The sequence below is a fragment of the Sneathiella sp. HT1-7 genome, assembly GCF_020731145.1.
In the GTDB taxonomy this organism is placed as follows: Bacteria; Pseudomonadota; Alphaproteobacteria; order Sneathiellales; family Sneathiellaceae; genus Sneathiella.
The window spans coordinates 364,238-389,488 of the sequence record NZ_JAJFZN010000004.1; the positions used below are offsets into that span (position 1 = coordinate 364,238).

Here is a 25,251-nt window from a genome sequence, read left to right on the forward strand (position 1 = left end):
GAATTACATATGGTCTTCAACGCATCTTGCGGCGAACGCAGGTCGTGTTTATGAGAACGATCATGTTCGATAATAGATTTCGGAAAAATATAACTCTTTTGATGCTCCTCACGTTCCTTGCGAACGCGGTGATGCCAGCCCTTGCCCTTGGCGCATCAAACATCGAACAAGCTACCGACAACCCCGAGCTATCGCAGTTGGAGAAGCTGGTTGGTGAGCGTTTCCTCATCTGTACCCCGGAAGGGATCAAATGGGTAACCTGGGCCGATCTTCAGGATGCCAACGTCCAGACTGACCCCGGATCGCACCCAAGATGTGCGCTCTGCGTCCTACCGACCTTTGGCACGACGGTCGGGAATATTTTATTCGACGGAACGCCGATACCAATCCTTCGCATAGCGAAGGCCGACCCTTTTATTTCCATCGCAAATGATGCTCATTTCGATCTGTTTCGCATTCGCGGTACTTTTTCTCGCGCGCCACCCCACAGCCTCTGATCACAGCAAGAATTTCAAATGACATTAAGCCCGGCCAGGCGACTGGCTGCGGCGTGTGAACTTGTGAGGCAAAATGAAAACAAGAACTTTAATGCTGGGCGTCAGTCTGGCTGCCCTAAGTGTATGGCCAATCAGCGCCGAGGAAAAAGCACCGCTCGAAAAGGAAATTACGGTCACAACGACCGATGAAAGCAGCAGTTCCATTACGGTGCCAGGAAATGAAGACGCGCGGATGATCATCAATCGAACCCCCGGCGCTGTCGATCTGGTTGAAGGGACTGAGATCGAGAGCCAGCTCAATATGAGTTACGAAGATACCCTCTCGCTGGTCCCCGGCGTCAGCGCCAAGAAGCGCTATGGCGAGGAAGTGCGCCTTTCCATCCGAGGTTCTGGCGTTTCCCGAGGGTTTCACCTTCGTGGCATCAAGCTGACGCAGGATGGCATACCATTCAATCTCGCGGATGGATCCGCGGATTTTCAGGAACTGGACCCCGAAATCACCCAGCGGATTGAAGTCTATAAAGGTGCAAATGCCCTGCAATATGGCGGGACCAGTCTCGGCGGCGCGGTTAACACCGTCACAAAAACAGGCCGCACGAATCTAGGGCTGGAATTCAACCTGATGGGCGGTTCCTACGACACCTATCGCGGCAATATTCAGGGCGGCATGGCGACTGAAAAATATGACGCATATGGGAGTGTGACGGGAACAACCAGTTCGGGGTTTCGCGATCATGAGGATCAGGAAAACCTTAAGCTGAACGGGAATGTCGGCATCAGATTGAGCGACGGTGTCGAGACGCGCTTTTACCTCAGTGCGAACAACATAAATCAGGAACTTCCCGGCAGTGTCAGCCGATATGACGCCCTGCATGATCCTGAAGCTGCAGATCCGGGCGCAATCACTGGAGACTGGCAGCGAGATATCCGTTCTGTCCGCCTTTCCAATAAGACTTCCTGGATATTCGGGGATGACGAGCAGGTCGATGTCGGCGTTTTCGTGAATTACAAGGATCTCTTCCATCCGATCACGCCCTTTGTCGGGATAATAGATCAGAAAAGTTGGGACTATGGAGCCTTCTCCGAATTTAGTGGCAGCACTGAAATCGGCGGATACAGGAACAGCTATCGCATCGGGTTAATCGGCCAGCTCGGGAATACAGACGCGGATGTCTACCAGAACATAAATGGCTCACGTGGTGCCCTCACCTCGGACATGGACCAGAGAGCCACCGATATCGTGCTTTATGGGGAGAATACGTTCTACATTTCGCCTGAAGTTTCCGTCATTACAGGGGCCCAGCTTACCAGCGCCGGTCGCAAGGTTACGGATTATACAAATCCGGCGGAAAGCGACAGCAAGACCTATAACTCCATCAATCCCAAGATTGGGGTCATGTATGAGCCCACCGAAAATCTTCAGTTTTTTGGAAATGTCAGTCACAGCAGTGAAGCGCCGACATTCTCGGAGCTCACACAGGGTGGCACTGTTGGCTTTACCCCGGTTGAAGCGCAGAAAGCCTGGACGGCGGAAATTGGTACCCGTGGCAATATCGGCATCGTCGAATGGGATGCCGCGCTCTATCGTGCCTGGTTGAAGGATGAAATGCTACAGTTCACCACTGGCCCTAGTATTCCCGCCAGCACCTTTAATGCGGATCGGACAATCCATCAGGGGGTGGAGCTTGGCTTTGACGTCAATGTGGCGAATGACCTGATGACAAAGGGGGACAGTCTCGTCTGGCGTAACAGCTATACCTATTCGGACTTTTATTTCGAAGGGGATGCCCAGTATGGCGATAACCAGATTCCCGGTATCGCGGATCATTTCTATCAGAGTGAATTAAAATATGATCACAATGGGGAATGGTTTATTGCGCCGGGAATCGAAGTTTCCGGCAGCGCCTATGTAGACTATGAAAACACGATCGAAGCCCCAGGCTATCTGCTGGTGAATTTCTCTGCCGGTTATACGGTCAGTGACAATGTGTCTCTGTTTCTGGATGCCCGGAACCTGCTGGATCGGCGATATATCTCCACCTACAGCACCATCATAAATGGTGCCGGGAATACCAACGTGTATTACCCCGGCGAAGGCCGTCGCGCGTTTATTGGCCTCAAGGCTCAACTCTAGATCAGGGAACTGCCGCCCCACCTCCTTTTCCCGGATTTGGGGCGGTCGCTTTATCAAAATGAAATTTCGAAATTTACTCGCGAAAAAGAACCTGTCCCTGCACCGCCTTCTGACATGGGTTGGCGGTATAGCCCTTCTCCTGTTTGTAGTCTCGGCCTTTATGCATCCTCTAATGATCTGGACAGGCCCGAGGGCCGCATCCTTTTTCCCGCCACAGGTCAAAATAAAGAGCTCCGTGGTTGAATCCATCCCCATAATCCTTAGCCAAAACAAGATCGATAACGCTGCAATCGTCAAGATTGTACAGGGAGAACCAGGCCCTCTCCTGCAGGTCTCGGCTGAAATATCCGGACCAAAGCGATATTTTAACCCGGTAACGAAAACAGAGCTGCCTGACTATGATCAAACACAGGCGATCTGGCTGGCCCGGTACTATTCCGGCCTATCAGATACGACGATAACTAATATTACACTCCAGACTGAATTCAACACCGATTATCCCTCGGTCAACCGTCTGTTACCAGTCTATAAAATCGAGTTCGATACCCCGGACAACAAAGCCTTGTTTGTCCATACCGAAACCGGGGCCATGGGTAGTATAACCAACAACTGGAAATCGGCACTCCAGTCGGGCTTTCAACTTCTGCACACATGGAACTGGCTTGAAAATGTCGAGACATTGCGTCTTATCGCCATGGGTATAATGCTGCTTTCAATACTTGGCCTTGTGATTAGTGGCACGGGATTGGTGTTTCTTTTAAAACGCCGAAAAATCCCACAGAAATCCCGTAGGTTTCACCGGTATATAGCCTATGCAATCTTGCTTCCCCTGCTCGCCTCCTGCCTGAGTGGCAGCCTGCATCTTTTCTGGTCATCTTTCGAAGGCAATATTGACGACCAGCGACTCCAGAGAAACCTTGATCTTGCCCAGGCTCATTTCAATGAAAAATCGAACTGGCTCGCGCCCTACCAGGATATTTCCTTTAATGCGATGAGCCTTATTGAGGGAGCTGGCGGCGGCTATTTCTATCGATTGGGCATTCCTCCGGCGCAGGTAGATAAGGTGATTACCCGACGCCAGAAATTTGATGGTATGCCTGTTGAAAAATCCGCCCTCTACATCGCGCTCAACAATCAAACGGAGGCACCGCTTACCGACCGTAATATGTCTATTCACTACGCGCGGAAACTTCTGAAAAAAGATATCCAAACCTCAGCTAGTGCCTCACTCATCACCCGTTTCGGGCCGGAGTACGATTTTCGGAACAAACGTTTACCAGTTTGGAAAATCATCTTCGCCGACGCTCCATCCGATATTCTTTATATCGACCCTATATCCGGCATCCTCGTTGATCGCATGACATCACCAGATCTCTTTGAACGATATGTCTTTTCCTGGGCCCATAAATGGGACTTCCTGGTCCCTGTCTCTGGCAGACCCGGACGCGATGCATTGGTTATGCTGTTCCTCACATCACTTCTTGTGTTGGCTGGATTGGGTATTTATATGCGGACTAAATCAACCAAAACAAAAAATGGCTCACCGAATGAACGGTAAGCCATTGAAATAATTGGCGACCCCGGCACGATCCGAACGTGCGACCTATTGATTAGAAGTCTATAGGACCTACATTCTTCAAATTTCTACAGACTTCTTTTCAGTTACATTTATTGTTTAAATATAAAATCTTAATAGAATTATAGAACAAAAACTTTCACCTCTCTTCTTTCATTTTCTACGAATTTCGCTTACCCTAAGCTTACCTATAGTAATTCGAGATAATATGGCTAAGATCCGGCTGACAAAAAATTTAGTCGACAGGCTTCAAGCAGAAGATGCAGAATGTATTTTCTGGGATGAAACATTGCCGGGTTTTGGCATCAGAGTGAAGCCCTCTGGCGTAAAGAGTTATGTTGTCCAATATCGCAACCGTCAAACAGGCCGATCAAGACGGAAGACTCTAGGCAAACACGGTCCTCATATGTCATTGCATCAGGCCCGTGAACTTGCACAAGGTTACTTATCCGATGTAGTTCGAGGCAGAGACCCTGTCGCAGAGTTCAATGCAATACGTTCATCACCCTCCGTTCGGGAACTTGCAGATAATTATATGAAGCTACACGCCATCCCTAAAAAACGCCCTAAGAGTGCTGCAACCGATCAACGAATGTTAGATAGATTTATCCTACCAAACCTTGGTGGCCATAAGGTATTCGAGATTGGGTATAACGATATACAGACGCTCCATAATTCTCTTAAGTCGACACCATTTCAAGCCAATAGAGTACTCTCACTTCTTTCAAAAATGTTCGAACTATCTATTAAGTGGCGATGGCGGCGTGATAACCCTGCCAAGGGTGTTGAAAAGTTTCATGAGGAGAAAAGACATCGTTGGCTTGCTGACGAAGAACTCAAGAGACTGACAAAAGCGCTAGATGAACATCCAAATCAAATAGCGGCCAATGCCATCCGACTTCAACTTTTGACTGGCGCAAGAATTGGCGAAGTTTTATCGGCAAAATGGGCTGATTTTAATCTTGAACGTGGCGTCTGGATCAAACCCTCCCATCATACCAAGCAGAAGAGAACAGAGCACCTGCCTCTCTCAGGAGCAGCCAAAGAATTACTAATCGTTCATCAAAAATCAATTGGCAGTGATTCAGTTTATATATTTCCCGGGCGACAACCCAACAAGCCAACTGTAGATTTAAAAAGATTCTGGCGCTCAATAGTAACAACTGCGGAAATTGACAACTACCGCATTCATGACAACCGTCATACCCATGCTTCGCAACTCGTTTCAAGTGGCCTGAGCCTCGCGATAGTGGGGCGCTTACTCGGTCACACTAGCCCAATGACTACTCAACGTTACGCTCACCTTGCTGATGATCCGCTTCGGGAAGCGGCAGAAATCATGGCGAAAAAGATGAATTAATTTCATAATTAGCGAGCACACTCGTTAAATATTAATCAAGAATCCTTTGCATTCAAAAAGATTATAATATTTGAAATAAGTTACGCTATAACCAATTATCTTTTACTTGGCCCAGCAACAATTCCCTGATCATGAAGAGTTCCGATCTGGTTAGACGAAAGGGCTAACACTTCCGCTAATACTTCATCCGTATTCTCGCCAATCAAAGGCGCTCTTGAAGGGGCTACCCGTTCGCTAAAGGAGAAAGTACCAGCTGCCCCGGGAGTCGGATAGGTGCTGCCACTAGGATGAAACACTTCGGAGAAAATTGGATTTCCACTTACGAACCCCTGCTCCGTTTCGATCGCATCTGACAGTGTTTTATATGCAGACCAGCATACAGCAGTTTTGCCAAATAGAACTTCCAGCTCCTTATAGGTTCTTGCACAAACTTCCGCTTGGATAACCTCACACAGACGAGCTCTGTGTTTGTATCGCTCGCCTTCATGCAAGAAGGATACACCTAGCTCACTTTCAAGGGACGTTACTACAGCTTCTATACCTAGTGAACGGACCAGCTCCATCCATTGCCGTTTGGTAATGGAAACGATGATAATGCTTTGTCCATCCCTGGTTCTAAAATCCCTCCCCAAAGAGCCATAGAGATCGTTCTGGATCCTTGGTCTGTCCCCATTTCCAATCATTGTTTCGGCAATTTGACCAACATGCCCGAGCGAGGCTGCCGCGATATCGCTCAATGGTATCTTCACTTCTTCACCTCTCCCCGTCAACTGTCGGTTCCTCTCCGCCGCCATTAGCGCAAAGGCCGCATATGATCCGGTCAGCAAATCCCAGGCAGGAAGCACATGATTGACGGGTTCGTCTGCTTCTATAGAGTTCGGGCCTGTCATAAGCGGGATTCCTGTTACCGCATTTATCGTATAATCCACGGCATTTCTGCCGTCTGCCCAGCCCATAACCCTCACCGTAATAAGGTCTTCTCTACGGGAAACCAGTTTTTCATGGGCTAAAAATCCCGTGTCTGAATAATTCGTTACAAACATTCCGGCCTGCGACCCCGGCGCAGTCACTATTTCCTGTGCCAGCTCTCTACCCGCCTCAGTGGTCAGGTTAATTGCCACGGATTTCTTACCCTTATTCAATCCTTCCCAATAGTAACTCGCGCCATTGTCAGCTACTGGCCATCTTGTATAATCCGGCCCACCACCAATCATATCAAAGCGAATGACTTCCGCCCCTAACTGCGCCAAATAGAGGCAACAAGAAGGAGCCGCTATGAAAGAGGCCCCCTCAACGACACGCATTCCTTCCAATATCTTATACATGATACAAATACATAGCCTGCCTAGTAGGAGCGCGGCATGCCTAATACATGCTCGGATAAATACGAAAGAATTAGGTTTGTTGAAATTGGTGCAATCTGATAGAGGCGCGTTTCACGAAACTTTCGCTCGATATCGTACTCCTCAGCAAATCCGAACCCACCATGAGTTTGTAGGCATGCCTCTGCTGCTGCCCAAGACGCCTCAGCTGCAAGCAGCTTCGCGGTGTTCGCTTCCTCACCGCATTTCTCTTTAGCATCAAAAAGAGACGCGGCACGTTGTACCAGAAGCTCAGCAGCTTTCATCTGAGCATATGCTTTTGCTATTGGAAATTGAATGCCTTGATTTTGACCGATAGGTCTACCAAATACTACCCGTTCTCTGGCATAGGCCGTTGCTTTTTGAATAAACCATTTTGCATCACCGATGCACTCAGAAGCGATGAGAATACGTTCCGCATTCATGCCTGACAAAATATATTCGAAACCTTTGCCTTCCTCGCCTATTAAATTGGCTTTTGGGATAGGCACGTTGTCAAAAAACACTTCTGTAGTTGAGTGATTGATCATTGTTGGCAGCGGCCTAATAGTCATACCATTTTTCAGGGCCTCCTTCATATCGACAAGGAAAACTGACAATCCCTCTTTCCGCTGCAGAACGTTCTCTTTTGGTGTCGTCCTGGCAAGCAACAACATCAAGTCTGAATACTCTGCACGCGAGGTCCAAACTTTTTGTCCCGAAACAATATATTGACCGTTCTCGTATCTCGCGAAAGTCCTAATATCAGTGGTATCAGTTCCACTCGTAGGCTCCGTTACTCCGAATGCCTGCAATCGTAATTTTCCAGAAGAAATACCGGGTAGATAGGCTCTCTTCTGTTCTTCACTGCCATGCCGAAGCAGAGCGCCCATAATATACATTTGAGCGTGACAAGCTCCTGCATTACATCCCGCACGTTGAATTTCTTCTAAAACAGCTATTGCCGCAACCAGAGGAAGTCCTGCCCCACCATATTCTTCTGGAATAAGGATGGATAAGTATCCAGCCTCATTCAAAGTTTCGACGAATTCCGTTGGATACTTGTTGGTTCGATCAAGCTCGCGCCAATATTCGCCCGGAAATTCTTCACATAATTTTGGGATAGCTTTTCGTATTTCTGCGATTTCGTCGCAAAATGTCTCAGCGTCGGTTTTCATGAATCCGATTCCTGTGTCAAAATAGTAATTTTGGTAAAGTTGTCGCTATGTTAGACTTTTAGCAGCTAAAGTTACTAAACAGCCATCAACACAGACTTCGTTTCGGTATAAAGATCCAATACTGCTCTGCCCATTTCGCGTCCGAAACCGGAGAGTTTATTGCCCCCAAACGGCAAATTTGGATCAAGCAAGTTATGGCAATTAACCCATACTGTTCCAGCCTGTAGATCGGGAATAACGCGATGGATTTTTTTATGGTCGTTGGACCATATGCTTGATGCTAATCCATAGGGTGAATCGTTTGCCAGAGATACCGCCTCCTCAACCTCATCAAATGGCATCGCGACGAGAACGGGGCCAAAGATTTCTTCTTGAACAACGTCACTTGCTTGGGGCATGCCAGTCAAAATTGTTGGTTGCAGGAAATATCCCGGAGAGTCTGGGCACGAGCCACCAGTCAGCACAGCCGCACCTTGCTTTTTACCTTTCTCAATATAATTGCAAACGGACTGTCGTTGCCGTTGAGAAACGAGTGGGCCCATTTGCGTTGTGGGATCCAGCCCAGGACCGATCTTCATATTGGCCGCACGCGCAGCCACACCTTCAATAACCTGATCAAAAACAGAGCGTTGGACATATAATCGAGAACCTGCTGTGCATGCTTGCCCCTGGTTAAAGAAAATTGCCGAAGTGGCCCCAGCGATTGCCGCATCAAGATCAGCATCATCAAAAACGAGCACTGGTGACTTGCCACCAAGCTCCAGCGATACCCGCGTGATGTTTTTCATTGCCGCAATGCCAACCGCCCTGCCGACCTCTGTCGAACCGGTGAATGCAATCTTATCGATGTCAGGATGCGAAGAGATGGCCGCCCCTACCACTGATCCGCTTCCTGTAATGATATTGACGACACCCTCAGGAAAGCCTGCTTCCAATATTAATTCCCCTAAACGAAGTGCTGTTAGAGGTGTTTCGCTAGCTGGTTTAAGAACTATCGTACATCCAGTTGCGAGTGCTGGTCCGATTTTCCAAACAGCCATGTTAAGTGGAAAATTCCATGGAATAATTGCACCAACTACCCCTACTGGTTCCTGCGCAGTATAAGCAAAATAGCCGCCTCCATCTCGTGGACGCGGAAAAGAAACATCAACAGTCCTGCCTTCCATTTTCGTTGCCCAGCCAGCAATGTAACGTAAATAGTCAATTGAACTACGAACATCTACTCGATTGGCCATCATCACTGGTTTTCCGTTATCAAGAGATTCCAACTCAGCAAACTCATCGATGTTGGATTCTAACAGATCCGCTAGTTTCAGCAGTGCTCGCTGTCGGTGCGACGGCCGCATCTGAGACCACTTCGGATTTCTAAACGCCATCCTCGCCGCAGCGACTGCCTTGTCGACATCTTCCATATTAGCACTAGGTACATAGGTAAATGCTTCAGCCGTCGCAGGATTAATAACGTCCTGTGTATTACCAGAGACAGACGTCACCCACTCTCCACCAATAAGCATTGTGCCCGCCATTCTTTTGATGGTCGTAACGGTTGCCTCAGAAATGCCCTCAAACGGTTTCATATTGTTAAATCTCCTTCAATTTCGCACTTAGAACGACTTTTGCGTCCAGCAATTCGGTAATTTCATTTTGAGAGAATCCCCATTTCTCAAGCACGGGTACTGTGTGCTCGCCAGGAAGTGGTGGCGCTGAATTTATTTTGGGTTCTGTCATGCTGAATCGAGGAGCCGGGGCAGGCTGTACTACTCCCTCATGATTTATGAACGTCTTGCGTTCTCTCATGTGGCGATGTTGAGTAGACTCTTCGATTGACAACACGGGAGCATAACAAGCATCACTGCTTCCAAATATCGCAGTCCATTCATCCTGTGTTTTTGAAATAATTTTCTTCTCGATCATCTCTTTTAAAGTTGGCCAATTGTCACGATCCCATTGGTCTGGAATATTCTCAATTTCCAGTTCCAGACGTTTGATCAGTTCGCCAAAAAAGCGCCCTTCGATCGCACCAATTGAAACATATTTGTGATCTGAAGTTTCATAGACTTCATAGAATGGCGCTCCGGTATCTATCGCGTTTGTCCCACGCTCATCTTGCCAGTTCCCCTCTGCGCGCATACCAAAGATTCCGGCCATCAAAGACAGCGCGCCATCAATCATTGCCGCATCAACTACCTGACCCACACCGGTTTGCTTCGATGATAGAATGGCGGAAACTACGCCGAAAGCCAGATACATGCCGCCGCCACCGAAATCGCCAATCAGATTTATCGGAGGGACTGGCTTCTCACCCCTTCGACCGATTGCATTTAACACACCAGCCAAAGCAATATAATTAGCATCATGACCCGCAACTTGCGCCATGGGGCCAGTTTGTCCCCAACCGGTAACACGCCCGTAAACTAGCTGAGGGTTCAATTTCAGACAAACCTCGGGACCCAAACCAAGTCTTTCTGTCACGCCCGGTCTGAAGCCTTCTATTAGTGCATCTGCCTGGGCAACAAGACGCAAAACCGCGGCAACCCCTGTCGGTGCTTTAAGATCAACGGCAACTGACTGTTTTCCGCGGTTCAGTACTTCAAACTTGGGTTCCCCATTGAGTCCTATGTCTGCAGAAGAGGCACGGTCTATTCTAAGAACTTCTGCTCCCATATCGGCCAACATCATGCCACAAAAAGGGGCAGGCCCAATTCCTGCCAACTCAACTATCTTTAATCCGTCTAACGGGCCCATAACTCACACTCCTTCTTCACTGATCAATGCATTACTGTCCCGCCATCTACGGCAATATCTTGACCTGTAATGAATTTACTCGCATCGGAAAGAAGCCAATGAGCGGTGCCTACCAAGTCCGAAGGGCTTAGGTTATTGGGAATCGATTGCATTTGACTAATAGTCTTTAGTGCCACATCCAGCTTACCGGCGAAAAACTCATTTGTTCCCTCGGTTAGGACTGCTGAGGGTGAAATCGAATTAACACGAATTAGATAACGACCTAACTCTCTGGCTAATCCGCGAGTCAATCCACCAACTGCGGCTTTTGATGTTGTATAATGAAGAACGTATGGCGTTCCATATGATGCGGCAAGAGAAGTAATATTGATAATGCTTCCGCCCCCAACTTTTCGCATTTCAGGAACGACGCCCTTACAGCAATTCCAAATACCCTTTACGTTTACAGCCATTGCTGCATCCCAATCAGACTCACTCAGGGTATCAAATCTTCCGCCTTGCAATGTGCCATACAATGCAGCATTGTTTATTAGCCCATCAATTTGGCCAAACTCCTGAATGGACACCTCAATCATTTCATTGACTGAATTGATATCGGTAACGTCCAAATTAACTGAAATAGCAGTTCCGCCAGCTTGTTTTGTGAGTTCTACAGTCTCATCACAATCGTTAATGTCGGCGACTACAATCTTGGCTCCAGCCTGCCCCAAATACCTCGCATATTCCTGACCTATACCGCGAGCCGCCCCCGTAACAATGATGACTTTATTTGACATGTCCATTTGAAACAATTCCTCTAATTTACTTACTAGTTACTTCAATAACCATTTGGTCACACATACGTCGTTAAAAAACCTGCCAAAAAATGACAGATTTTTAAGTGCTACTTTCGGCTCTTTACACCATCAACTAGAATATCGGCCATTAGCTCAGCAAGCTCCGACGAATTGAATTTTCCGTCTTCCCTAAACCAACTCGGTATCCAGTTAATTGAACCCATAAGAGCAAGTACAATGAGACTCGTGTCCGCCTTAGCGATACTTCCATCAGACATGCCCTCTTTCAGCATGTCTTTCAGAGCCCCATCTATTTCATCACGGCCCTTTACGACATCATCCCGCTGGTGCGGTAGCAATGCTCCTATTTCAATCATTGCACCGCCTGCCAAATTGCTATCAAGATAATCTCGAATAAACTTTGCGACAAAGAACCGAAGCCTCACAACTGCCTGCCCAGGCTGTTTTTTTGTTTCCTTAAGGGCGTTCTTTGCAAGTATTTCAGCGTGTTTGAAACATTCATACAGCACTTCATCTTTGCTCTTCACATATCGATACAGTGCAGCCTTAGAGACACCCAGAGATGCAGCGATGTCATCCATAGATGTTGCGTGATAACCTCGTCTACGAAACTCTTGAGCCGCTTGTTTTACCAAAGCCTCTCGTTTCTTTTCTCGAACCTGTGCTTGACTAGGTACCGTATTTCCCCAAGTCGTCATAAAACTCAGTCCTTTTTATTGGTAGGTGAATTGCCTAATTTCCGCGATACTTATTAAAAGCAGCGGATTTTTAGGCATTAATGCCCTTCATGCCCTCATCCGTATATCGGTTTCCACTTATCGCTTCCTTATTAAACACCTTATCAAGCGTTGCTAGATCACTTGGGCTTAGATTCACATTTACTGAACCGGCATTTTCATCAAGATATTTAATACGCCGCGTACCAGGAATAGGAATAATGTCGGGACCTTGCGAAAGCAACCAGGCAAGAGCAACCTGACCTGTCGTACAGTCATGTATATTCGCAATTTCTTCCACCGCGTTTAACAAAGTCACATTATGGGATAGATTTTCATCTTGAAACCTTGGATTTGAAGCACGGAAATCACCTTCTGCGAGATCGTTTTTACTTGTAAGTTTACCAGTTAGGAAACCACGCCCTAATGGGCTGTAGGCTACAAACGCTGTATTTTGCTCTCGACAAACATCCAAAATAAGATTTTCCGGTTCGCGGCTCCACAAGGAATACTCCGTTTGAAGCGCAGCTACCGGCAAGACAGTATGGGCTCGACGTAGAGTCTTCTCTGAGACTTCGCAAAGTCCATAACTCGTTATTTTTCCTTCAGCCATAAGATCCGCCAAAGCTCCTACAGATTCCTCAATCTGCACCTCTGGATTCAATCTATGCAGATAGAATAGATCAATAAAATCCGTTCCGAGGCGTTTTAATGAGGCCTCACACGCTGATTTTATATAGTCTGGACTGGAATCTATCCTTCTTTCATATTTTCCTTTCTGCCGAACAATGCCGCATTTTGTTGCAAGTACTATTTTGTCTCTCTTCCCTTGCGCAAAACGCCCTAAAAGTTCCTCATTGTGTCCAACGCCATAAGTATCAGCACTGTCATATAGTGTAATTCCAATATCGAAAGCATGTTCAAGAGTATTCAACGACTGTTCATCATCTGCAGGCCCATAGAATTCGGACATTCCCATACAACCCAAACCAAGCGCAGATATCTCGATATTACTGTTTCCAAGTATTCTCTTTTTCATAATATTCTCCAAAAAAATATCAAATTTCTACATTTTCCAGTTTGGGGCTTTGTGCCAGCTGTTTCCTGAGCTCTGTTTTTAGTATCTTTCCATAGTTACTCTTGGGAAGCTGATCGACGAGGAAGTATTCTTTCGGCCGTTTGAATCTCGCTATATTGCTCAGACACAAGGCATCCAACTCCTCAGCCCTTATCGTTTCGCCTTCTCTTGGAACTACAAACGCAACAACCTCTTCACCCCAGTCAGAATGTTCTCGACCAACCACCGAGACCTCATCAATTCTCTGGTCAGTCATCAAAACTTCTTCGATTTCTCTTGGATAAATATTAGAGCCACCACTGATGATCATGTCCTTAGACCGGTCCTTCAAGGTGATAAACCCCTCTTCATCAGCAAAACCAATATCTCCAGTGTGCAACCAACCACTTCTTAGGGCCCGCGCTGACGCCTCTGGATCATTCCAGTACCCCAACATAGTAACATCGCTACGGAAAAGAATTTCACCCAATTCGCCTACTGCTACGTTCTCATCATCCTGATTAACCACACGCACCTCTACACCAGTGCGCGGGATTCCAGTGCTCGCGAGCCTTTGTTCGTAGCGCGGGTGGGAGCTATCCGCGTGCATTTCCTTGCTCAGACCAACGCCGGTCATTGGAGACTCTCCCTGACCGAATATCTGGTAAAACCGCGGGCCAAACACCGATATTGAGCGCTTGATATCCTCTAGGTACATTGGCGCTCCGCCATAATAAATTGTCTTAATGTTTTCTGCTTTGGCTTTGGATGCTCGAGGGTGATTTGTCATCCGGGTCAACATTGTCGGAGCCGCGAAGAACGTCATATTTTCATATATTTCCAGAAGGTCAAATATTTCGTCAACGTCGAACCCCCTACTTTCCGGGATAATTTGATGTGATGCCTTGAAAAGATGCGGAAGCCCATACAGCCCCCCTCCATGAGATAACGGTGCAGCATGAAGGTAACAGTCATCACTACTAACTGGATCAATATCTGCATAATAACGGAGCGCCATGCCCATTAAATTGCGATGGCTTAATGTCGCTCCTTTTGGTCTTCCGGTAGTTCCGCTAGTATAGAAAATCCATGCCGGATCTTCCTCAGATACGGCAACAATATCAATCCCTTCATTTCTAACAAGCGCCTCATAATATTTGTCATCAACACTGATTATAAATCCCAAATTTTCGGTTCCGTAATCTGACTTTGCAATTCCCTCCGCGAGGTCGTCCGTCACAAAGCAAACTTTAGCAGCGGCGTTATTAAGAATGAATGCGAACTCTTTCGGGTGAAGCTTTGAATTCATCGGAACAGCACAAAGACCCGCATGCCAACATGCGACAAGGATCTCAAGATACTGCGGTGCATTCGTCATCGCCAAGCCCACACGGTCGCCCTTCTGCAGATTCAACTTTCCACGAAGTGCCCCTGCCAACCCGGCAACCCGAGCCGAGAATTGTTCGTATGTGCAAAAAAGTGAGGTTCCAATTGAAACTGCCGGTTTTTCTCCATGCACTTTCACAAGCTGAGGCAAAAAGCCAGATATGTTCATTTTATAGCTCTCCATTTCATTTACTCTATTTATAGAGCACCAATCTATATGTGAATTTTTACTACTATTAGCTGTACATTTGGGTAGGCAGCCACAACGATATTTGGGGAAACCATATAATCAGACCCAATGTCACTAATTCCATGAGTATGAATGGCAGGATACCGCGGAATATCTTTCGGGCATCAACCGCTCCATCGGACGCGCTAATAACAGCAAACAGGTTTAGCCCAACTGGCGGAGTTATTGCTCCAATTTCTATCAGCTTCACCACAACAACACCAAACCAGATAGGATCGAGACCTAGTTCGTTGGCAACCGGATAAAGGAAGGGAACAGTCATAACCAGCATAGATATGCCATCGACAAACATACCGAGTATCACGTAAATAAGTACTGCAGCGAACAAGAACCCCCAAACCGGCAAGTCAGAACTGTTGACATATGCTGAGATTGCCCCGATAGATCCCGAGACCAGTAGCAACCTGGACAAACAGAGACCTCCAATGATGATCAGGAAAAGTACAGAGGTCATCACTACTGTTTCTTTTAGGGACTCCCAAAGACCTTTTCCTGTAAGCCGCCCTCTTACAAGCCCAATCAATAGAGCTCCACCAGCCCCCGCAGCTCCAGCAGTAGATGGGAACATCACACCGCTGTAGATACCGCCCATTACAACAGCTATCAGCAATAGAATCGCCCAAAGTCCCTTTAAGCTCGAAAGCTTTTCAATAAATGTGTATTTCTTGATCTCATGCGGCGCAATTTCAGGTTTAGCAGCAATAAACAGTTTCAAGCCCACAAAATATATTCCGACCGTCAACAAGCCAGGAATTAATCCAGCCATTAGAAGCGCGCCAACACTCTGCCCTGTGAGTAACGCATATATCACCATGGCGAGTGACGGCGGGATCAATGCGGCGAATGTGCCAGCAGCACAAATGCATCCTGCACTTACGGGAACAGAATATTTGAATCGGATCATTTCCGGCAATGCAATACGAGTAAATAATGCAGAGCTAACCACAGTCGAGCCATTGATTGCTCCAAACCCTCCAGCTGCAAGGGTTGTGGCAAAATAAAGCCCGCCACGTAAACCGCTCGTCCAACGATATGCTGCTGTATAGAGTTCCGTAGTAACACCTGTGGCCGCGGTTAGTGTCCCCATTAAAATGAACATTGGAACTACGACAAAGGCAAAATCACTTGCCACCGCATAAGGTAATGTTTGAGCAGTCGTCAGCAGGAACGGAGCACCAACCAATAACCCCATACCACCCATCGATACAACAAACATCGCTATTCCGACAGGTACTCCAAGCGCGATCGGTACAAGCAGTACGACGATAATAATTACGCCAATTAACAACGGATCCATGACTACACCTATTCCCCGACGCCCAAAGTTTCTGAAGATTGATTGGCAAAAACCGACCAAGCTAATTTGCGAATACATTCCAAGAAAATGATCGTCATAGCAGCCGTAACTGCAATTTTGATGGGCCATACCGGAAAGCGTATGGCTGCTGCTGCTAATTCTTTGTCTGCAAAGCTGTCAGCCGCTAAAATTGCGGACTGCCAAGCCAAAATAAAAAAAACTATAGAACCCAAACTATAGGTTAGGATCTGGATTAGGCGTCGAACAAATGGACCTGCATTCGATATAAATAGATCCACATTTACATGACGATTTTCTCTCATCGCCGCCGACATCGCTGCAAAAATAATTACTGGCAGTAGAACTTCAGAGAGCTCTCGAGCGAGCGGAATTGGTTTATTAAACAGGAAAGTTGTAAGGACATCAGCACTACCAAAAATTGCTAAAAATAAAGCTAAGCAACAAGAGAGCGCCAAACAAACATCCACCAGGTATCGTATTAGTACATCCAGCCTCGTTAAAGCAGAACGACTTCGAGTCACTTTTCGCGACTTCGTCAAAATACTCATTATTCCCTCCCTGAATACTTTATTACCGCGTTTCCCGCGGATTTTTAGGAACGCTCTAGAGTTAAAGCGCAAATCCAAAAAAATGGATTTGCGCTTTTCTCTTTATTTTGCTTCCGCTATTCGCTTCCGCGCCGCGTTTGCCACTTCCTTGGCAGAGTCACCATAGCCAAGCCGATCCATTTCTTCTTGCCAAACATCGATGAAATCCGGTACTTGTGCACGGAGTTCTTCTTCTTGAGTAAATTCGACTTTCTCAACTCCTGACGCCAACATTTTTTCAATCGCGGCTTCACCAGAAGCACGAACTTCAAGTCGATCACGTTCCAGCGCTTCAGCACCCACCTCAACAAATAGTTCTTTTACATTTTCAGGCCAGCTTTTCCACTGATCCGCGTTTGCATAAATCGGCCATGCAGTGATCGCACCAAAGTTTGCTGTAATGAGATACTTCGACACTTCATGAAGTTTATACGCATAAGAAAAATCGTCAGGTAGGTATGAGCAGTCTATTGCCCCCCGATGCAATCCTTCATAAATTTCAGGAGCCAAGACAGTAACGCTAACGGCCCCAAGTGCATCCCACATTTGCGGCACATACTCACCGTAGCTACGCATTTTCGCACCCTTGAAATCTTCTAGAGTTCTAATCTCCTTGTTGCACAGCAAATGATATGTCGGCAAGCTGGACCACATTACCGGTACAACGTTATTGCGTGCATGCTCCTCTTTTACACCATCGAGCTCAAGAATATCTTCCGCGGCAAGCAAAGCTGATGCGTTTGTAGGAAATGCCATCGGTAATTGAGTGATATTAACCAGGGGCAGCTTCGACGCATAGTATCCAGGCGAAGGTGATGCTAAATTAACCGCACCGCTACTCACCAGTTCTAAAAGTTCTGTCGACTTGCCGAGAGATTGGGACCAAAAAAACTCTATATCAATTTTTCCGCCACTGCGCCTCTTAAGCTCATCTCCCCACCATTGAAAAATCTTAGCTTGGGGAATATTGTTGGATATATACAAAGCAAAACGTAGTTTCAGCTCTGGATACTCCTCTGCAGTTGCTTTGATTGGCGACAATGTGACACCAAACACTGATGCAGCAACGCACAAACTTGCTAGTAATTTTTTCATTTTTTCTCTCCCTTTTTCATTAACTTACTCCCTTATTAACTGGATTACGCAATAGCTTTCATAGTCGCAATCCAGCACAAACAACCTTACTAGGCATCCTTGCGCCCAAGTATTGTGACACAGGCGACAGCCTCTTCACATCTGTAGAAACCACCACCATTTTCAGCGATCGCAAAACGTGCATTTTCCACCTGACGGCCATTGGCTTCATGCCTTAGCTGCGTAACCATCTCGTGTATTTGGCCAATGCCGGTAGCGCCGATCGGATGCCCTTTACATTCAAGTCCCCCGGACGGGTTAATAGGAATTCGGCCGCCAATCGTGGTTTCGCCTTTTTCAGCAATCCAACCGCCTTGTCCATATTCGCAAAACCCCAGGTTTTCAGATTGCTGAACTTCAGCAAATGCACTTGCGTCATGCACTTCGGCGAATGACATATCACTTGGACCTAGGCCAGCAGCTTCGTATGCTCTATCCGCTGCAAGTTTGCATATTTGTTGGTCCAAACGCTCTGGTTCTCGGTTCGTTCCGCCACCTACGATGGATGCTTTAATAACAATCGCCCTCTCAATGTCCACGCCTGCTTTGCGCAGTTTCTCCAACCCCGCCTCGTTACACACAACTGCCGCAGCGGCCCCATCACTGATCGGCGCGCACATGGCAATAGTAAGTGGCCAAGATATCATTCGGGAACCAAGCACCTCTTTGACTGACATCTCATTCTGATATTGAGCCAATGGGTTATAGGATGAATGCTTGTGGTTCTTTGAAGCAATAATAGCCAAATGTTTTTCCGTTGTTCCATAGGTATTCATATGGAACTTAGCCAAGTTGGAATAGACGTCCATGAAAAGACTGCGCTGATTAGCACGTTCGGCTCGATCTTCAGGTGGTTTGACATTTTCCCCTAAGTATTCAAGTGTTGCTGCTGTTTGCTCAGCCGTTGTGACATCCCAAGCGCCGTCAAATACTGCAAAACCTTTTGATTTATCTTCAAAACACATCTTTTCTGCACCAACCGCCAGTGCAATGTCATTCAAGCCTGCTTTTACATTTGCAAATGCCAGGTGAAAGGCTGTGCTGGAACTTGCGCATGCATTTTCAACATTTGTAATTGGCGTATACTCAAATCCCATATCACGAAGGGCTATCTGGCCGGGCACCATATGCTGCCCTTCCAAGAATGACTGGCCCGCATTGCCAAAAAATGCAGCACCAATTTCCTCCTGTTTGATCCCTGCATCATTTAGTGCTCGTGTCACCGCTTCAGCAGTCATCGATTTAATGGTTTGATCAAAAAACCTGCCAAAACGAGTCATCCCGATGCCAATTACATAAACATTTTCCATGCTTTTTCCTTTTGCCTATCTACTTGGTCACTGATTGTGACTGCTCGGTCACATATATATCCAAATGGTTTGTGCTCGGTCAACCAGATTTTCTAAAATCTAACCAGATTATTTATAACTTATTGTTTTATATAGAATTTATGAGATACAAATATTCTAGATGTCACTAATTAATGAATCAATCATCATTGAAGAGGATGAAAATTTGCGCCCTAAATCTACTTTTATTGACGGCGAGAAGAATATATTTTCTATCAAAAGAAATTTATTTCTCTGATAAATATGCTCCATGAGTTTTATTAAATTTCTCCAATTGAGTACAACTTTATATTGAATTTGGTAAATAAATTTCGCAGTGTATAGTTGAATTGAAGGCCCCTACTTTAAAAACTATTAAGGAACTAATAGTAACAGAATGGTTGAAATACCAGATGAACTTCGTAGAGCGCACGAAGACGGAGAGGTCGTCTTCTTTTGCGGCGCTGGTGTCTCGGTACCGGCAGGGTTAAAGTCATTTAAGGGACTGACAGAAGCAGTATTAATGGAGCTTTTTGGCTCAAAATATTCCTGCAAACCAGAAACCCCAGAAGCGGCAGCCTGGTTAGCGTTTGATGAAGCACGATATGATGAAGCTTTAAATATACTTGAACATCCACGCGCAGGAATTAAACCAAAAGACGTTCGCAAAATTGTAAAAACGGAGCTCGAAAAAAAGCCGCGAACATTGGAAAACCATCTTATAACTGCGCGACTTGCCGATCTAGATAAACGTAGCGGTCGCCTCGTTACCACTAATTTTGACCACAATTTTTCAAAAGCCGTTGAACATTTGCAGCGAGAAGGAAAATCGAAATATATTGTAAAGCCCCCTTGTTATGTACCATTATTTGATAGAGTTTCAGGAACGGGCGGTTTCATGTTGAGGGCTTGATGAGGTCTGACATGATTGTACTGCCTGCGCCATTTGTTGATAACAGTTTTGGCCTGATCAATAGTTAAGAACCACTCAGCATTGAGCACTTCTCTGCGGAGCGTTCCATTGAAGCGTTCGTTGTAGCCATTCTCCCAAGGACTGCCCGGATAGATACGGATTGGTTTAATTCCCACTTTGGTGAGCCATGTCTGAAATGCCTTTGCAACGAACTCCGGTCCATTGTCGGAGCGGAGGAACTCCGGCTTTCCATGAGTGAGAAAAATCGGGTACAGGGCATCGAGTACATCCAGGTTCCCCATTCGGGGCTTCACGGCAACACAAAGAGCCTCCCGAGTATATTCATCCAGCACCGTCAGCATCTTGTAAGGCCGACCATTGCTAAGCTTGTCATGGACGAAGTCAATACTCCAGATATGGTTGGGGTATCTGGGGCGTAACCGGATAATGGAACTGTCTTTATGATACAGGCGTTTGCGCTTCTTGTGGCGCTGTGGGAGTTTTCACCACTTCCGGCCACGCCGTGCCGGAAATGAGCGGCATGCATAAGATAACAACGCCACCTAAGAATATTTTATTCTTTGGTATTTCAAACATTAATTGCGATATCTCAAACGGTAACGGCCCGGCCCCAAAAGAGCGAGCGCAAAGAAACCTCCGACGATAGCAAGATGTTCCAATGCGGTGGTCAACTGCCGCTGAAAGCTAACGTCGGCGTAGTTCCAGAAATCATGGGCGAGAAGCGTTGCAACGATAGTGAAACCGCCGAGAGCCGCCGCCGCGACGGGGATCCCCCAGCCAAAGATCAGGGCAAGGCTCCCGCCGAGTTGAACCAAGATCGTAAGCCCAAGACTGATTTCCGGAAACGGCAGCCCAAGCGCCGACACTTCCGCCACACCTGCCAACCAGTCCAGCGCTTTCGTCACGCCGCTGTACTGAAATACAGCCGCCACGCAAAGCCGGGCAATCAATTGGCCCATGTCCCGCGAGACAAAAGTCATCGTACCGTCGTCTCGAGTACCGAAATATTTACCGCGACACCTGCCATTTCAATGTTATGGACTAGATAATCGGTTCCCAGAAACCCAGCCGTCATCGCCACAACGAGAAGGGCGCCGACCAGTTTCGGCGGGGCTGGCAAGGGAATATCGAACCAGCGGCATCCCGCGCCGATCAAGAATCCCATTGCAATGCCGACGATACTTTCTATCATGAAATCCCCGCCACTTTTGAGTGCGCCTCCCCCGTTGGACCGCCGCAAAGAGGCTTCGATTTCGCAGCGCGGTGAGAGGCGAACCGGTCAACGGTGATATATCCAACTGTCATGGCAATCACCAGCAAAGCACCAACAATTACTGGCGGTGCAGGCAAGGGCAATCCAGCCAGTCGGCAAACGATACCAATGGTTAATGCAACGAGTATTCCGATAGCTGCTTTCATTTGCCGTCTCCTTTTGTTAGCGCTGACGGCAGGTCATTCGGCGACGATATGCCGAGAAGATGCTGTACAACTGGGGCATTTTCATCGCCCATCAACGCTCGTACTTTTGCCTGAATTTCCTGATCTTCGCCGGTTACGCGCTCATGGTGGCGCAGATGATCAAGCCAAGAGCCTTCGAAAAAATATTCAATGAAGTGATCCGGCGCCGCCGCGTCCTGCATCAAACCCCAGTCATAGGCGCCCGAACGTTTTCGCGCTTGTCCCAAATTCTGCATCAGATCGATAAATTCACGTTGGTTGGACGGTGGGACAATATAGGTGATCATAGTGGCGACCGGCCCTCTATCCTCTACATCTGATGCCGCTACGATCGGCGCTGGCCAATGCATCGAGGGAGCAAGGTTCATCATCTCCCCCTGCCCTAGTTTAGCATTCCGTATTAGCGGAAGTAACAACAGGATACCCGCCGCTGCCGTATATAGCGCGACTGGGATACTGGTATGGCTCGCAATTTGACCCCAGATTAAACTTCCGGCCGTCATTGACCCAAAGAATACGGTGATATAGATCGACAGGCCGCGTCCGCGAACCCAACCCGGCAACGCCGTCTGTGCTGAAGCATTCAGGGTTGTCAGCACAATGATCCAGGAGAGCCCGGCCAGGAAGGACGCGGCAATCGCCACCGGTTTTACCGGCGCAGCCGCGAAGAGAAGTAGCACTAAAGTTGTGCCAAACGTGCCCGCAATTACCATCGCGTTAGGCTGTAACCGTTTGCGAAATTTTGGCAGCAATAGCGCCCCGAAAACGGCACCTGCGCCGATACAGGCGACCAGAATACCATAAAATGTCGCATCGCCGCCCAACAAGGTCTTAGCAATCAACGGCAACAACGCCCAATAGGCCGAAGCGAACAAGAAAAATGCAAAGCCGCGGAGAAGTGTCGCCCGGAGCGGCGTACTATTCGCGGCATAGCGGAGGCCAGCGCGAAGTGCATCAGTCATATGTTCGCGGGGGAGCGTCGATTTATCGTCATGAACCGGACGCCAGACCAGCAGCGCCAATACAATACCAACAAAACTGACGGCATTCACCGCAAAGGGCGCATAGAGGCCGACGGAAACGATCAGAACACCGGCGAGCGCCGGACCGATAGCTCGGCTGATATTGATCCCGAGGGAGTTAAGCGCAATGGCGGGCTGAAGCGTGTCACGTGGCACCAAGGAAGGCACGATTGCCTGCCAGGCGGGCGCCGCAAACGCTGTCCCGGTTCCCATCAGGAAGGTACAGACTACCAATATCAGAGGTGTTGCCGCACCCGTCGCCACCAGAATTGACAGGATGCCTGCGGTTAATGCCATCAGAATATTGACGATGAGCAGCAGGCGCCGCCTGTCGAAAAGATCTGAAATAGCACCCGCAAGAATGGCGAAGAGGAAAACCGGCAACGTCGTCGCGGCCTGAACCAACGAGACAAGGACCGGCGTCGGGTCCAGGGTTGCCATCAGCCAACCCGCACCTGTGTCGTGCGTCCAGGAACCAACGTTGGAGGCAATGGTCGCACACCAGAGAATTGTGAAGGCACGGGAGCGAAACGGCGCCCAGGCGCTTTGGGGTGCAGACTCAGTCATTTATTAAACCGCAAAGCACGAACATCCCAACGCCCCCCAAAATGATGTTTTGTCCTTGACCGGGATAGGAACCGCCCAGGCGATCTGGTGGTGATGGCCGTGCATCGCACAGGCAATAGCGCAAGAATCATGACAGGCGCGGTTCATTGGTAATGCTTCAAGGCTCCGGGCGTCCGTACGCATGGCAGGTGTCGGGATCTGACTGACGGGGCTCCATGACGGACTTGCAGGCGGCAGCGGCGGCGACAGCTTGGCAAATTCCGCGTTCCCGTAGACAATGCGACCGCCGACAATGGTCAGCACAGAGGTGATCTGACGGATATCCTGAGGCGGGACCGTCATGTAATCGGATGACAGAGCGGCAAGATCCGCGTACATCCCGGGCGCCAACGTACCTTTTTTATCCTGTTCACCAGAAAACCAGGCCGATCCCTTCGTCCAGATTTCCAGCGCTGCTTCTCGGCTGAGAATATTAGCCTCGTCATAAAGCGGCAATCCGCCGACGGTCTGACCTGTTGTCAGCCAATGCAGAGCAACCCATGGATCGTAGCTGGCGACCCGTGTCGCATCGGTTCCGCCGCCAACTGGCACTTCCATTTCGAGCATTTTGGCGATAGGCGGTGTAGCCTTTGCCGCCGCTGCCCCGTAGCGGTCGATAAAATACTCACCCTGAAAAGCCATGCGGTGCTGGGTCGCGATGCCGCCACCGAGGGATTTGATCCGCTCGATATTCTTCTCCGAGATCGTTTCAGCATGATCTATGATAAACCGGGTTGCAAAGGGTGTCTTACCATTTACCCGTTCGAAGACACTCAAGAACCGATCGATCGTCTCGTCATATGTCGCATGGATGCGGAACGGCCATTTATTGGTCGCGAGCAGTTCGACGATCTTTTCGAGCTCCTTTTCCATTATCGGCGCAAGATCAGGGCGCGGCTCAAGGAAATTTTCAAAATCGGCTGCGGACCAGGCGAGATTCTCCCCTGCGCCAGTCATACGCAGCATGCCATCCCCCGCCCCGGGTTCCGTCATAGCTACCCAGCGTTCATAGTCAGAAAGTTCCTGTCCGGCCTTTTGCGCAAACAAATTATAGGCGATACGGATGGTTAGCGAGTCATCGTCATGCAGCCGCTGAATAACCTCGTAGTCATCGGGGAAATTCTGCCCGCCACCGCCCGCATCGATGACACTGGTGATCCCGAGCCGGTTCAGCTCACGCATGAAATGACGCGTAGAGTTAAGCTGGTCCTCTACCGGCAGCGCTGGCCCCTGCGCGAGGGTGGAATATAGAATGAGGGCAGAGGGCTTTGCGATCAGCATACCTGTCGGCTCGCCCTGTGCGTCCTTCTCGATCAAACCTCCGGGCGGATTGGGTGAATCCTTACTAATTCCCAATACTCTAAGCGCCGCGCGATTAAGCAGCGCGCGGGCATAAAGGTGAAGAATAAAAACCGGCGTGTCCGGCGCAGCCTTGTTGATCTCCTCCAGGGTCGGCATGCGCCGTTCGGCAAACTGGAATTCCGACCAGCCGCCAACAACCCGCACCCATTGCGGCGCTGGAGTTCGCTCAGCTTGTTCTCGCAATAGCCGAAGGGCATCAGCGACCGAGGGAACATTTTCCCACCGCAACTCCATGTTATAGTTCAGCCCGCCGCGGATCAGATGCGTATGGCTGTCATTCAAGCCGGGAATGACCCGCCGCTTATTAAGATCGATGAGTTTAGTCGAACCGGTTCGGAGCTTCATAATCTCAGTGTCCGAACCCGTCGCCTGAACCAAGCCGCCCTTAATCGCGACCGCCGAGACATCCGGAGCATTGGAGCCCAGCGTTGTGATCCGGCCATTATGTAAAATCAGGTCAGCCATG

22 protein-coding genes and 1 pseudogene are annotated in these 25,251 nt (G+C 48.2%); 5 read left to right on the forward strand and 18 right to left on the reverse strand.

The window, feature by feature from the left end:
* The first annotated feature begins 62 nt into the window (after positions 1-62).
* From LKE13_RS15325 to LKE13_RS15340, 4 genes are all read left to right on the forward strand, one after another.
* The gene (locus LKE13_RS15325; RefSeq protein WP_227952261.1) at positions 63-497 is read left to right on the forward strand and encodes a hypothetical protein; all 435 of its coding nucleotides are present in this window, start codon (positions 63-65) and stop codon (positions 495-497) included.
* A 73-nt stretch (positions 498-570) separates the two neighbouring features.
* Entirely contained in the window at positions 571-2,631 is a 2,061-nt protein-coding gene (locus tag LKE13_RS15330; RefSeq protein WP_227952262.1) for a TonB-dependent receptor family protein, read from the forward strand.
* Between the two features lie 58 nt (positions 2,632-2,689).
* On the forward strand, positions 2,690-4,189 hold the full coding sequence (locus tag LKE13_RS15335; protein WP_227952263.1) for a hypothetical protein: 1,500 nt from the start codon (positions 2,690-2,692) through the stop codon (positions 4,187-4,189).
* Between the two features lie 226 nt (positions 4,190-4,415).
* Positions 4,416-5,567, forward strand: coding sequence for a tyrosine-type recombinase/integrase (locus LKE13_RS15340; protein WP_227952264.1), 1,152 nt, complete (start codon positions 4,416-4,418; stop codon positions 5,565-5,567).
* A gap of 95 nt (positions 5,568-5,662) precedes the next feature.
* Here LKE13_RS15340 and LKE13_RS15345 read toward each other — a convergent pair whose 3' ends face one another.
* The 12 genes from LKE13_RS15345 to LKE13_RS15400 all read right to left on the reverse strand — a co-directional run bounded on the left by LKE13_RS15345 (position 5,663) and on the right by LKE13_RS15400 (position 19,385).
* On the reverse strand, positions 5,663-6,892 hold the full coding sequence (locus LKE13_RS15345; RefSeq protein ID WP_227952265.1) for a CoA transferase: 1,230 nt from the start codon (positions 6,890-6,892) through the stop codon (positions 5,663-5,665).
* 20 nt (positions 6,893-6,912) lie between these two features.
* Positions 6,913-8,085, reverse strand: a complete 1,173-nt coding sequence (locus LKE13_RS15350) for an acyl-CoA dehydrogenase family protein (RefSeq protein WP_227952266.1) — start codon at positions 8,083-8,085, stop codon at positions 6,913-6,915.
* Between the two features lie 74 nt (positions 8,086-8,159).
* Positions 8,160-9,611, reverse strand: a complete 1,452-nt coding sequence (locus tag LKE13_RS15355; protein WP_415776547.1) for an aldehyde dehydrogenase family protein — start codon at positions 9,609-9,611, stop codon at positions 8,160-8,162.
* A 55-nt stretch (positions 9,612-9,666) separates the two neighbouring features.
* Positions 9,667-10,830, reverse strand: coding sequence for a CaiB/BaiF CoA transferase family protein (locus LKE13_RS15360; RefSeq protein WP_227952268.1), 1,164 nt, complete (start codon positions 10,828-10,830; stop codon positions 9,667-9,669).
* A gap of 23 nt (positions 10,831-10,853) precedes the next feature.
* Complete coding sequence (locus LKE13_RS15365; RefSeq protein WP_227952269.1) at positions 10,854-11,612, reverse strand: SDR family NAD(P)-dependent oxidoreductase; 759 nt, start codon at positions 11,610-11,612, stop codon at positions 10,854-10,856.
* A 101-nt stretch (positions 11,613-11,713) separates the two neighbouring features.
* The gene (locus tag LKE13_RS15370; RefSeq protein WP_227952270.1) at positions 11,714-12,325 is read right to left on the reverse strand and encodes a TetR/AcrR family transcriptional regulator; all 612 of its coding nucleotides are present in this window, start codon (positions 12,323-12,325) and stop codon (positions 11,714-11,716) included.
* Between the two features lie 70 nt (positions 12,326-12,395).
* A complete protein-coding gene (locus tag LKE13_RS15375; protein ID WP_227952271.1) occupies positions 12,396-13,382 on the reverse strand; it encodes an aldo/keto reductase in 987 nt (328 codons plus the stop codon).
* 19 nt (positions 13,383-13,401) lie between these two features.
* Entirely contained in the window at positions 13,402-14,955 is a 1,554-nt protein-coding gene (locus tag LKE13_RS15380; RefSeq protein ID WP_227952272.1) for an AMP-binding protein, read from the reverse strand.
* 67 nt (positions 14,956-15,022) lie between these two features.
* Positions 15,023-16,333, reverse strand: coding sequence for a TRAP transporter large permease (locus LKE13_RS15385; RefSeq protein WP_227952273.1), 1,311 nt, complete (start codon positions 16,331-16,333; stop codon positions 15,023-15,025).
* A gap of 8 nt (positions 16,334-16,341) precedes the next feature.
* Complete coding sequence (locus LKE13_RS15390; protein WP_227952274.1) at positions 16,342-16,902, reverse strand: TRAP transporter small permease subunit; 561 nt, start codon at positions 16,900-16,902, stop codon at positions 16,342-16,344.
* A gap of 102 nt (positions 16,903-17,004) precedes the next feature.
* Positions 17,005-18,036, reverse strand: coding sequence for a C4-dicarboxylate TRAP transporter substrate-binding protein (locus tag LKE13_RS15395; RefSeq protein WP_227952275.1), 1,032 nt, complete (start codon positions 18,034-18,036; stop codon positions 17,005-17,007).
* A gap of 89 nt (positions 18,037-18,125) precedes the next feature.
* Positions 18,126-19,385 carry a thiolase family protein gene (locus LKE13_RS15400; protein WP_227952276.1) on the reverse strand — a complete coding sequence of 420 codons (1,260 nt, stop codon included), beginning with the start codon at positions 19,383-19,385 and terminating at the stop codon, positions 18,126-18,128.
* Positions 19,386-19,800: 415 nt separating this feature from the next.
* On the opposite strand from LKE13_RS15400, the gene LKE13_RS15405 reads away from it, so the two are divergent.
* On the forward strand, positions 19,801-20,316 hold the full coding sequence (locus LKE13_RS15405) for a hypothetical protein (protein WP_227952277.1): 516 nt from the start codon (positions 19,801-19,803) through the stop codon (positions 20,314-20,316).
* On the opposite strand, the gene LKE13_RS15410 is transcribed toward LKE13_RS15405, so the two are convergent.
* From LKE13_RS15410 to LKE13_RS15435, 6 genes and pseudogenes are all read right to left on the reverse strand, one after another.
* Positions 20,259-20,786: an integrase core domain-containing protein gene (locus LKE13_RS15410; protein WP_265334937.1), complete on the reverse strand. Its 528-nt coding sequence runs from the start codon at positions 20,784-20,786 to the stop codon at positions 20,259-20,261. The genes LKE13_RS15405 and LKE13_RS15410 overlap by 58 nt on opposite strands.
* Before the next feature lie 126 nt (positions 20,787-20,912).
* Complete coding sequence (locus LKE13_RS15415) at positions 20,913-21,317, reverse strand: DoxX family protein (RefSeq protein ID WP_227952278.1); 405 nt, start codon at positions 21,315-21,317, stop codon at positions 20,913-20,915.
* Entirely contained in the window at positions 21,314-21,529 is a 216-nt protein-coding gene (locus LKE13_RS15420; protein WP_227952279.1) for a DUF1427 family protein, read from the reverse strand. Before LKE13_RS15420 ends, LKE13_RS15415 begins: the two co-directional genes overlap by 4 nt.
* A gap of 86 nt (positions 21,530-21,615) precedes the next feature.
* Positions 21,616-21,756, reverse strand: a pseudogene (locus tag LKE13_RS18920) (XapX domain-containing protein); the annotation flags it as partial.
* Positions 21,753-23,384, reverse strand: a complete 1,632-nt coding sequence (locus tag LKE13_RS15430) for an MFS transporter (RefSeq protein WP_227952281.1) — start codon at positions 23,382-23,384, stop codon at positions 21,753-21,755. The gene LKE13_RS15430 and the pseudogene LKE13_RS18920, both read right to left, overlap by 4 nt.
* A gap of 3 nt (positions 23,385-23,387) precedes the next feature.
* Positions 23,388-25,250, reverse strand: a complete 1,863-nt coding sequence (locus LKE13_RS15435; protein WP_227952282.1) for an amidohydrolase — start codon at positions 25,248-25,250, stop codon at positions 23,388-23,390.
* Between the last annotated feature and the right edge of the window lies 1 nt (position 25,251).